The organism is Streptococcus downei MFe28 (genome assembly GCF_900459175.1).
Classification (GTDB): domain Bacteria; phylum Bacillota; class Bacilli; order Lactobacillales; family Streptococcaceae; genus Streptococcus; species Streptococcus downei.
The window spans coordinates 306540-318359 of sequence record NZ_UHFA01000002.1; the positions used below are offsets into that span (position 1 = coordinate 306540).

The 11820-nt window shown below is 35.4% G+C and carries 6 protein-coding genes and 5 pseudogenes; 4 read left to right on the top strand and 7 right to left on the bottom strand.

Going from position 1 to position 11820, the window contains the following annotated elements; all coding sequences use genetic code 11:
• Positions 1 to 47: 47 nt before the first annotated feature.
• Both DYE66_RS01380 and DYE66_RS01385 read right to left on the bottom strand, forming a co-directional pair.
• Positions 48 to 518 carry a DUF6790 family protein gene (locus DYE66_RS01380; protein ID WP_002999573.1) on the bottom strand — a complete coding sequence of 157 codons (471 nt, stop codon included), beginning with the start codon at positions 516 to 518 and terminating at the stop codon, positions 48 to 50.
• 241 nt (positions 519 to 759) lie between these two features.
• Positions 760 to 1467 carry a thioesterase II family protein gene (locus DYE66_RS01385; RefSeq protein ID WP_002999478.1) on the bottom strand — a complete coding sequence of 236 codons (708 nt, stop codon included), beginning with the start codon at positions 1465 to 1467 and terminating at the stop codon, positions 760 to 762.
• Between the two features lie 186 nt (positions 1468 to 1653).
• Here DYE66_RS01385 and DYE66_RS10940 point away from each other — a divergent pair.
• Positions 1654 to 2135 (top strand): annotated as a pseudogene (locus tag DYE66_RS10940) (IS982 family transposase); the annotation flags it as partial.
• A gap of 22 nt (positions 2136 to 2157) precedes the next feature.
• On the opposite strand, the gene DYE66_RS01390 reads toward DYE66_RS10940, so the two are convergent.
• Positions 2158 to 3045 (bottom strand): helix-turn-helix transcriptional regulator, encoded by an 888-nt coding sequence (locus tag DYE66_RS01390; protein WP_019782243.1) that lies wholly within the window; start codon positions 3043 to 3045, stop codon positions 2158 to 2160.
• 881 nt (positions 3046 to 3926) lie between these two features.
• Between DYE66_RS01390 and DYE66_RS01395 the strand changes: the two are divergent.
• Positions 3927 to 5453, top strand: a pseudogene (locus tag DYE66_RS01395) (IS1182 family transposase).
• Between the two features lie 29 nt (positions 5454 to 5482).
• Here the strand turns inward: DYE66_RS01395 and DYE66_RS01400 are convergent.
• The 3 genes and pseudogenes from DYE66_RS01400 to DYE66_RS01410 form a co-directional block, all read right to left on the bottom strand.
• Positions 5483 to 6309: pseudogene (locus tag DYE66_RS01400) on the bottom strand (IS630 family transposase).
• A 210-nt stretch (positions 6310 to 6519) separates the two neighbouring features.
• A complete protein-coding gene (locus tag DYE66_RS01405) occupies positions 6520 to 8823 on the bottom strand; it encodes an ABC transporter permease (protein ID WP_002999555.1) in 2304 nt (767 codons plus the stop codon).
• 1 nt (position 8824) lies between these two features.
• Entirely contained in the window at positions 8825 to 9583 is a 759-nt protein-coding gene (locus DYE66_RS01410; RefSeq protein WP_002999630.1) for an ABC transporter ATP-binding protein, read from the bottom strand.
• Positions 9584 to 9984: 401 nt separating this feature from the next.
• Here DYE66_RS01410 and DYE66_RS01415 point away from each other — a divergent pair.
• Both DYE66_RS01415 and DYE66_RS01420 read left to right on the top strand, forming a co-directional pair.
• Positions 9985 to 10814, top strand: a pseudogene (locus tag DYE66_RS01415) (Rgg/GadR/MutR family transcriptional regulator).
• A gap of 28 nt (positions 10815 to 10842) precedes the next feature.
• Positions 10843 to 11075 (top strand): annotated as a pseudogene (locus tag DYE66_RS01420) (IS982 family transposase); the annotation flags it as partial.
• 171 nt (positions 11076 to 11246) lie between these two features.
• Here the strand turns inward: DYE66_RS01420 and DYE66_RS01425 are convergent.
• Positions 11247 to 11807 carry a TetR family transcriptional regulator gene (locus DYE66_RS01425; RefSeq protein ID WP_002999518.1) on the bottom strand — a complete coding sequence of 187 codons (561 nt, stop codon included), beginning with the start codon at positions 11805 to 11807 and terminating at the stop codon, positions 11247 to 11249.
• Positions 11808 to 11820: the final 13 nt, after the last annotated feature.

An 11820-nucleotide genomic window follows, 5' to 3' on the forward strand; every position in this document is an offset into this window, starting at 1 on the left:
ATTTAGCTTTTAGCAGTTAAATAAAATTCTTGCCTCACTTTTGCTTATCAGTGCCAGATTTTACTGGCATAAATGTATAAAACAGTTAGTATTATCTGATAAATGATATCAATGATAATATTGCCAATGTCATTTTTAGTTGTTTTACCCAATCTTTTCATCTCTGCCACATGCGACCACAATCCGCTGACCCCATAAATATACATATTAATCAGTGTTCCTAGCCAAAACCCTTCCTTAAACCAAATACACAAAACTCCCATAATCCCAAGGCCTAATTGAGAAAATCCATATTTAATTTGAAACGGTCCGCCTGGCCAGCCAAGACTCTGTGCATTTTCATCCGCTTTAATAATATTGGTTATCAAACCAATGATGCCCAATAATCCGAAAGTTACAACATACTGATGCAGCAATAAATAATAAGAAATAGTTGATAGATCACCAAAACCGCCAATAACAATCAGATGAATAAAACCCGTAACAAATCCTGCTGCAATCAATACTAAAATAAACATCTTTCTTCTCCTTTTTCAATAAAATCTATAATATAATAAATACTCAACTACTCTGTTTTAAGCAATCTTCCACCCCTACTAAACTGTTCACTAAAAAGGCTATTTCCAAAAAATAATACTTAATAAAGCTGAATATTAGACAGAAACCGAACTTATTCTCCTGTTATCTTAGTTAGAGGGTCTATAAGTTCGGTTTTTACAAATTAAAATATCTAGAATGTTGCTTTTTCAGTGGACTCACTCATACATCTATATGTTTTTGGATTATATCAGCCATGTAATCAGTCACTTCTTTCATCTTTTCAAAAATATAAAAATGTTTTCCTTCAAATTTTATACTGTCACAACTGCCCAAAGTCAATTTCTCCCAATCATAGAATCCCTTACTCAGCAACGGGTCTGATTCTCCGCCTAATACAGAGATATCAACACTCATTTTTTCTCTACCTAATGCTGGCTGATATTTTTCCATTATTTCATAATCTGATCGTAAGATAGGCAAAAAGATTTTTCTTAATTTTTTGACTTTAAATATTTTCTTGGGTGCTTCGTGATTTTTCATAATATATTCACTAAACGCCTGATCATCTAAATTAATAACACTTAAATCTTGCTTGGTAAAAGGCGAACGATTGCCTGAAAAAAAGATATAGATTGGAAGGGGCAGCTCTTCGCTAAGGATTCGATAATATAGTTCATATGTCAACCAACTGCCCATACTGTGCCCGAATAAAATATAAGGTCCTTCACAAATAATGTCTTTTATTTGGATATAAATATCATCTACAGCTTCGTGAAAAGAGTTATATAATTTTTCACGAGCTCTTCCTCCTCTACCGGATAGCTCAACAAAATGAAATTCAAATAATTCGGGTTTGTATTTTTTAAATTTATAATAAGCTGAAGCCATTCCACCTGCGTGGGGAATGACAATAACATTTATCTTCATTTTTCTCCTTCTAAAACATGCTTGATCCGTTAGTAGTTACAAACAAACCAAATGCTAACGGATATCACAATTAACATCTTTTACTCGCAGTGCTAGTTAATTTCAAACCACGATAAAAAGGCCAAAAGGACTATACTGTAAGTGACAAAACAAACAGGAGGTTAGTCCAAATGAGCCACTTACAATATAGATAGCTTTCCTCTGCCTCTTTGCCGGTTTGTTCGTACCTATAAAGCAAAAATCTTCAACAAGATAGCTAATATTAGCTATAATGCTTCTAAGCATCTATGACTTTGCGGATTTAAGATCCACATGCTGGTAACCCTATCAGGTTATATTCTGAATTATGTTGTCACACCAGCTTCAGTCTAGGATATCAAAGTAGTTGATGACTTGTTAGAAAATTGTGAGCAATCGGCGATTTGAGCAGATTTAGGCTACCTTACTTAGTCAGGGACTTAAGGGGTATTAAAACAGAGAGGGTATCATCACCTACGGACACCTTTACGTCACAATATGAATAGAGCCAGCAACAAAACAATTGTGAGCTGATGGCAATGAGACGAACGATTGAACCTCGTTTCTCAGAACTCTGTGCTCTGTCTGATATTGAACAAACACTGACCAGAGGCCCTACGGGACTACAATTTGAGATACTTCAAAATTAACTAACACCACGAGTATCTTTTGTTAGTTGTTATGCCTATCTTTAACGATAGTCAGTTCATTTCTGATACCATTGACTTCAATATGATTTTCTGAATCTTGAAAAGAAAAATCCTCTGTCTTATTCCCATCTTCCTCAAAAGACAGTTTTGTAGCCAATCCCTTCTTAACGGCTGCGAACGAGTAATCTGCAGGAATATAAATTTTAGAGGCAGCAGATACCTGATTGATAGCAATATCACCCTTATATGCTATTACTGTTACAATCATATCTAGTTTACTGTTCAGTTCGATTTGTCCCTCACCGCCATTAATAATGACTCTAGGAACCTTGCCATCTAATTCAAAGTTTTTGCTCCAACTATCAATGAGTTCTAATTCTTGACATTTTACAGAAAGTTCTGTATCTCTAAGATACTTTTTTGGTAAATCAATAAAAATAGTCAGTTCTTCTTTGGCCACAGATTCTGTTAAAGGACTGAGCCTTCTTAAACTAACATCAATTTTTCCCTTGATATCATCTATTTTAATTTTTGTAACTTCTGCTAAATCTTCTATGCTATTACTGACTAAGCGAACCTGAAGTTTTTCACCCTCAACAGACCTTAGAACAACGTGATCCGCAGTTCCCAGTCTAATGTCAAAATGTTTTTTACCTTCAATATCGTATTCTGTATAACTTTCATATAGAAAATCTTTCTGAGATACCGCGACTTTTTTTTCCAAAAGCAAATCATCAATCGAAACCTGAAATAAGTCAGAAATAGCTTTCAAATTTGTAATGTCAGGCATTCCAGCTCCAGATTCCCATTTAGTAATAGCCTGTCGAGATACATTAATCTTCTCTGCCATCTTTTCCTGTGATAAGCCTAGTTGTTTTCGATATTCTTTCAACACTTTCTCAAATGTCATGACTGCACTCCTTCCAGAATCTTTTATTGGGTGATAAGTCTCATACTTTACTCGCTACGTATAATAGCCTCAACTAAAAGTAAATGGGCTTTCTAAGTTCAACTATTCTGTTTAATAAAACCTTCTTTTTAAGAATTTTTATTTACAGTTGTTTACTGTTTATCGCTTTCCCAATGAGCTATCTGTCAATTGGTCACCATCTATAAACAAAAGCTTATAGTATTAACTATAGCATCGTTTTGTTTTACATTTAAAAATTCTCAAATCTGATTTTTTACTTTTACTTTTTTTCATATTTGAGAAAAGCGTCTTTAAACACTATTAGCAGCTATAACGAAAGCAGGAGGTGTTAAATATGTTGAAAAAATTAATCTTACTTTCTTTATGTTGGCCAATTCTTTTGCTCCCACTTCTATAGTTGAGAAATCTTTACTTTCTTAACTATTAATTGCTATACAGAAAACATGTTAAAATTAGTAGTGGAGAACTCTCCTATGGAAGAGGACTTCACTACTTTTTTGTTTGTGCTAAAGTAGAGTCGTCTTGTTAATCAGTCTTTTAAACGCTAGATATCGTACAAAAACTGGCAAAATACTTGTTTTAGTGGGAATATGTTCAAGGTATATGGAACGAAGTAACGTCATGTATTGAAAATGAGATAACTAAAACAAAAGATAAGGCAGTAATCATGACTAACCACTACATTATTAATTATAGTCAAGTGAAACAAGAGCAGGACAAAAAAGCCTCAGAAAAGAGCTTGGGACAAAACCATCCCTCAGCCAACGAAAAAGCAACGGTTTTGATGCCGTTGCTTTTTGCTTGACATAGGTAGTCTTGATAAAATATCGTTGACAAAAAAATAATAGAAAGGCTACCTCATGTACAGTCACTATAACACAAATCAAACGACTCTGCCACTAGAATTAAGCGCATTCTTACCCCACAACCATCTCGTTTTTACGATTGAAAAGGTGGTCAATAAACTAGATGATAATGCCTTTCTAAACTTTTATCATGAGGTTGGGCGGCCTTCTTACCATCCCCAATTACTCCTAGCAGCCCTTTTATTTGCTTATTCTCAAGGGATCTTTTCCGGACGAAAGATAGAAAAAATGATGGTGGAAAATCTTGCCATGCAATACTTAACAGGTCAGCTGGTGATTTCTTACCGGACAATCAATCGTTTTCGTGTGGCTCCTGGGATGGAGGAGCTGATTCGTAATCTCTTTATTGACCTCAACCTTCAGTTGAAAATGGAGGAATTAGTGTCCTTAGAGTGTTTGTTTATTGACGGGACTAAGATTGAGGCTAACGCTAACAGGTACAGTTTTGTTTGGCGGAAGGCTGTTGATAAATTTTCTGCCAAACTTCAAGCGACTCTAAAAACCTATTTTCAAGAGGAAATTAATCCTTTGATTCAAGAGGCCATTGTCTTAGATGACCAAGAGCCTGTAACTTCTGAACAATTGACAGAGTTTTCCCAAATCCTTGAGGAAGAATTGAAATCAGTTAACCAAGCCATCGAAGAAAATCCTGTCAAAGGAAAGGATGAGCGTCAAACAAAGCGTCGGAAACTCAAGAAAGTCCTTCGAAAGGTAAGGGATGATTTTTCAGCCCGTGCACAAAAGTATGAGACCTATCAAGCCACTTTCACTGGTCGCAATAGTTTTTCAAAGACAGATACAGACGCCACTTTTATGCGGATGAAAGACGACCACATGAGAAATGGTCAACTGAAGGCTGGCTACAATCTCCAAATCGCTACTGAGAATCAATTTGTTCTCCACTATGATAGCTTCCCAAATCCGACAGACACCAAGACCCTCTTACCATTTTTAGACTCCTATCCCCATGACGCCAAGACTATTGTCGCAGATGCTGGTTATGGTAGTGAAGAGAACCTACTAACTCTTGACCAAGAGGAAATTAATCACTTGATTAAGTATGGCAGGTTTGATAAGGAACAAAAGAGGACCTACAGAAAGTCTGACAAGAATCTAGCCAATTGGCACTATAATGAAAAAGAGGATAGCTACACCCATCCGGAGGGCTGGAAATAGGTGTTTCATCATCTCAAACACCAGAAAACGCAAACAGGTTTTGAACAAGAGATTAAGGTCTACCAGGCTGAGGAGCCTGAATTAGCTCCTCAAAAGGGGCTATATATCAACGAGCGGTACCAATACTTAAAGCAAAAAGAAGCTCAAGCGCTTTTATCTCCTGAGGGCAGTCAAGTTTTCGCACAACGCAAGGTTGATGTGGAGCCTGTCTTTGGGCAGATAAAGGCTTGTTTGGGTTACAAAAGGTGTAATCTGCGGGGGAAACGACAGGTCAAGATTGACATGGGATTGGCCCTTATGGCCAATAATCTCATCAAATATAACAGGAGAAGCAACCGAACCTAAAAAATAGAGGGTCACCAACAAGCGATCCTCTATTTTTCGAGCTCAAACGGATTTCTGTCCCAGACTCTTTTGAGCTGCTTTTTGATATGAGCCCATGTTTTCTCAATAGGATTGTACTCAGGTGAATAGGGAGGAAGAGGTAAAAGTGTATGCCCATACTCTTCACATAAGAGCTCTAGCTGACTCATTCTATGGAATCTTGCATTGTCCATAATAATAACCGATGGTGTGCCCAATGTGGGTAACAAAAACTTCTGAAACCAAGCTTCAAAAAAGTCGCTCGTCATCGTCTCTTTATAAGTCATAGGAACAACCAATTCACCATTCGTAAGACCTGCACCCAAAGAAATCCTTTGATAATCTTCTTCCAAATACCTTATCTCTTATCAATTGACCTCTTAATGAGCGACCGTACTCTCGATAAAAATAGGTATCGAAGCTCGTTTCATCAATATAAACAGGTGATAAGTGCTTTAAACTATCAAAAGCTTTAAGAAATGAAGCTGCTTTTTCAGGATCTTGTTCGTAGTAGGTATGGCTCTTTTTTTTTTCGAGTATATCCCATAGCTTTGAGAACATAGTGAATAGCCGTTGGATGACAGTCAAATTCCGAAGCTATTTCAGTCAAGTAAGCATCTGGATGGTTAGCAAGATAGTTTTTGAGTCTGTCTCTATCAACTTTTCTTGGTTTTGTTCCTTTTACTTGATGGTTTAAGTTTCCTGTTCTCTCTTTTAGTTTTAACCATCCATAAATGGTATTACGTGAGATTTGGAAAACTTTGGATGCTTCTGTGATACTACCTGTTTGGTTACAGTATGCGATAACTTTTTTACGAAAATCTAGTGAATATACCATAAGAAGATTCATATTGTGTACTATTTATATTTCATTTTATTATATTTTTTTAAAAACTTTGAAATACTTGACAAGGGGTAGAAAAAAGCTCTATATCCTAGGCAAATGACCGAATTCACCTAAAAAGATATAGAACTTATACCTACTGTAACAGATAATTTGGCTTTTAGAAGATTTTTTTAATAGGTATCGCTATCATCTGTAGTTTGCTTATTCTTTCAAAAGAGAATAAGGGTTGATTTTTCTTATTGGTCTTGCAAGAACAACGCTGACAATAAAACTAATGCAAATAAGGATAAAGGCAAAAGCTAATAAGACAGCCAAGGATACCTCAAAATGATTCTTATTTGCTCCTAACATGCCCCAAACCGCATTATTCATTATCGGCACCAGACTAAGATCAATTATTGCAGAAAAGATTGCTGCTATTGAAATAATAGGAGTGAAACTAAAAGCTAATTGCAAAATGAGCTGTCTATTTGACCAACCTAAGGCTTTATAAATACCAAATTCCCGTTTTCGAGTAATGATTAAAGCATTGATAATGATGTACATCACTAACAATATAACTAAAGCTGCAATAATGAAGATGATGACAGTGACTGATGAAACAATACCAGCGTACATTTTGCTGCTATTGGCTAAGAGCTGTTCATAGTTAGTTGATGTCATGTTCGGGAATTTCTTTTTGTATTTTTTGATCAGATTTTTCGCCGTTGCCCCTTTTTTCAGATAAACATTAAGGCTTTTTGGCGTCATTTTGCTGATTTTTTGATACCCAGCATCAGTTAGCTCACAAACTATTCCTTGGTTGTTTATACTTTGAATATAGCCTGTCACAGTATAGTTATAACTTCGATCATCATTGGTAATTTTTACTTTACTACCAATTTTATATTGCTTAGACAGAGCACTTCCAACGGCAATCTCATCGCTTTTTACGGGGTTTTTCCCCTGATACACTATATTATTGTTAACACGTGAGAAGTCTTCAGACACAAAAGAAGTTATAGCACCATTAGCATAATTTAAGGAAACAGAAGTATAGCCCAAAACCTCTTTAACCTTATCATCATTTTGGAGAGTGCTTTTCAACTGTCGTAAATCATCTTGGGTGCTAACGGTAAAGATTGCAGATGGCATCTCATCTGAAATAGTTTTTAAAAAATTGTCAGATTTAAAATTGACATTATAGAGCAAGGTTCCAGAAAAGGCCAACAAGGTCATAATGCCAAAAGTCAATATAAAAAGCAGTATATTTTGCCCTAATGATGCAAAAATTTGTTTCAATATAAGTGAGAACTTAACACTGAATTTAGACGTGGCCAATGGAAAATGATTTTTAGTTGTGCGCTTGTAATCAATTCCTCTGATGGCATTAATTGGCTCTAGCCTGCGGATTTTTCTAGCACAAAAATAGGTGCAAATTCCGGTGACTGTAATCGTAGTACCTGTGCTGAGTAAAATAGCTGACCAATCGAAAATGGGCCTAAAGGAAAAACCTGATTGCGTTGCTAAGAAATCAGCAATTGATGGCAGAACAGTATAAGAAATGAGAGTTCCAGCTATGCTGGCAAAGGCTGCTGTCAGTATATAGGGAATGATTTCTGACATGATAATATTTGAACTGGTATATCCCGTGGCTTTTAAGACGCCCATGTTAATCAGTTCATTTTCGATATGATTTCTAATTCGGAAACTGCTTAGAAATAAGCTAATTAAAAAGATAATAAACGCAATAGCAACAAAGATAGCAATTAAAAGATTGGAAATCATAGACCGCGCTTGTTTGGTGGTTTTACGATTATTGATAGTAAGCAGTGTTATTTTTTTGTCAGAAATCAGTGAACTGATACGTTTTTTAACAGTATCTAGATTAGCATTATTTTTTAATTTCACGGAATATTCAGCAACAAGGTTAGATCTGTGTCTTGAAGCTAATGTTTTATAAGCTTTCTTTGGCAGGTAAGCGCCAATTAGATTTGTACCATAGTTACCATATTCCATTTCGCTAACAGTGCCGCCAACAGAAAAGGAATAGTCTTGCTTACCAATAGAATAAGTTATCGTATCGCCAACGGAAAATCCTCCCAACTTTGAGACGTATTCTGGGATATAAATAGTCCCTTTAGAATTTTTGACAGTATTGGATACATTCAGCAGATTGATATCTCTTTTGTCAGTAATCCTATAAAAGACAGTGTTCATTTCAAAGTTTGTTCCAGCAAAGTTGTGAATTGTTGCTTTGGAATACAGACCTTCATGCCTTTCTGTGAGAGTGACACCCTTTAAATTGTCTATTTCGTTTAACAGATTGTCATCATCCTGCGCAAGTGGAATAAGAATATTGATATCTGCGGTATTGAGCTTTTCGAATTGCTTATCATAAGCATCTGAGCTTTGAGAATTAAGAACAAGGGCAATATTGATGATAAATGCTGCAATAAAGAGCATAATTCCGAAAGAAACATATTGTTTTTTATGTTTCTTAAGATTCTGAATAGCAAGTCTCATTTTACCACCCCATTTCTAAAAGAAATGTTTCAAATGTTGCTTTACGCTTGATTGAGTCAGTGTGGTCATCAAGATTGCATTCACCGGATATTTGACCGTCTTTTACATAAACAATACGGTTTCCGCGCAGAGCAGATTCTTTATCATGTGTAACCATGACAATACTTTGACCTCTATTGTGCAGTGAAGAAAAAACATCAAGTACGGCCTTAGAATTGGCTGAATTTAAAGCACCTGTTGGTTCATCCGCAAACAGCACATTGGGAGTATTGATGACTGCTCGAACAATGCCGGCTCGCTGTGCTTCACCACCTGAAATTAAAGACGGTAGCTTTTCTTGCGTCTGTTTAGGGAGATTAACCAGCGAAAAGAGTTCTTCGGCTCTTTTAACAACCTCTTTACGGTGTTTATTTGTCAGTATTCCAGCCGTAATGACATTATCCATCAGACTTAATTGATTCATTAAATAGATTTGCTGAAAGACAAAACCACATTGCTTTCTTCGAAATTTAGCAAGCTGGTCGCTTGTCAAGTGTGTTATATCCTCACCATCAAACATAATTTGTCCGGAATCTGGTTTATCCATTCCTGAAAGAGAGTACATTAGAGTGGATTTACCCGCTCCTGAGGACCCCATAATAACTGTAAAATCACCTTTATAGATATCAATGTTTAAGTCGGAATAGATTGTTTGCATACTATCGCCTTTTCCAAAACATTTTTTTAAATGTCGAGCTGAGATAACGGTTTGTTTATCCATAATAAGAACCTACCTTTAATTATAATGACCCTTTGAGTATAGCATTAAATTAAAATCTAAACTGCCAAAACTTATTGACTTTACCGATATTTTTTGCTACTCTTTGTTACGTATTGTATTTTTAAGTGATATAATAAGAGTGTAAGGTAGGCAATAAAATTGAAATATTACTGATAGATAACAAGGAATAAAATATTATTGTACTGGGTGATTTGAGGTGTTTGCTACGGAAAATAGCGGTGATTTAAAACGACAATAATATTTTACTTTTTATAATAATTATTTTATCCGCCAAAATTCTCTCCAAGTTTAGGAGGTAAATGCTAATATTGCAAAAGCAATATAAAAAATGAAGTTCATATAACATCAGGTTGTGGGTTCTCAGCAAGGAGTATATTATTATGTTAGGCAAATCACTTGAATTAGGAGAATTTTATAAAGAACTGAGAATAGCTCGGGGACTTAAACTAAAGGATGTCGCCAGAGATAACTTATCCGTTTCACAAATATCTAAGTTTGAAAATGGACAAAACCATGCTGGTTGCCGATAAGTTGCTTTTAGCTATTGAGGGTATCCATATGAGTTTTTCGGAATTCGGTTATGCCATGAATCAATATCAAGAAAGCACATTTTTTTAAATCGGTAAGAAATTAGTTGAACTGCAGTCCCAAAAAGATTTAGAGGGTCTAAAAAACATCCTTGCTAATTGTCAAGATGCAGAATCTTTTGAAGTCTACAATCAGCTAAATGAACTGGTCATCAAAGTGGCTATTCATGGATTAGAGACTGATTATATTATAACCGATGATGAAAACGAATTTTTAACGACTTATCTTTATGCCATTGAAGAATGGACAGAATATGAACTGTATATTTTGGGTAACACCATGATGGTGTAGATGATGACCTCGTTTTCTAGGAAAAGCCTTTGTTAATCGAGACAAGTTATATCGTGCTCTTCCAAGCCATAAGAAAAGGGCGGAACTTGTTTTTTTGAATCTTATTCTCATTTTAATTGAACGTAAGAAGTTTTATCACGCCAGTTATTTTATTGATAATATCGAAAAAATTTTAACCTATCAAGATATGTTCGCAATAGTCTTTTTAAACTTTTTAAAACAAACAATGGCCCATTTAAACGGAGAGCTGCCTAACCTTACAATTATAGAAGATATACCCGTGGTGCTAGTTAAAAAGTTACGAAAAAAGCCCAAATGGACTATACTGTAAATGCTAAATCAAACAGGAGGTTGTCCAAATGAGCCACTTACAGTATACCGCTAAATCCCATCATTTACAATGGAATATCAAGCAATTATCAAAAATTTGTCACAGGTTATATCAAGACTATTGTCCAATTCTCTTAAAGTATCGTCATGCTGAACTTGGGATCAAATCTCAACGCCATTTTATAGAATCTGCCATCTTTTCCCTTATGGAAGATTATTGGAAAGAAGCCGTCTTAACAGACGGTCAAAGCAACTCATATGGTGATTTAATAATGTTTATAAGAGGCTAAATTTAGATTACTTCAGCTTTACGGAAGTTAAATAATTGAAAACAAAAAAGCCTGTGAAATCAACATTTCTAGGCTTTTTTACTTGCTCAAAATGGTTTTTGTCTGATTGGATAATTGGGCTTCCTTAATAGTGCTCCTTACTATTAGGTGTTGAAATTATCAAGTTTTGAAATCAATTCATAAGTCTCTTCGATAAATCGGTCTCTGCTATAATCATTTTGTGCTAAATACCACTCTACCATAGCCACTAAGTTAGCTATTCTGATATGAGCGGTGAATGCTCTCGAATGAGCCATCTTTTCAGAGAAAACATCTTGGTTGTTATCAAAAAAATTTTTCAACGCTGGTCTGAGCGCTTTTAGTGTAAAAGGATAATTCTCTTCATTGAATAATCGCTTTAAAAAGAGATCATTCGTTTCTAAATAATCATATAATTCACCTAAACCACGACAGAGCAGCTCTTGTTGACTAATCGTCTGAGTAAAGTGAATCTCAGAAGCGATTGGCAATAAACTAGTCAGGTAAGCTTCAAAAAGTGCGTATTTATCTTCAAAATGAAGATAAAAGGTAGAGCGGTTAATATCTGCCTGTTGACTGATATCATTAACAGTAATACTTGTAAAATCTTTTTCCAAGAGCAAGTTTGAAAAACTATTATAAATGACTTTCTGAGTTCGTTTAAAACGGCGGTCTTGTTTCTTCATCTGATAACTTTCT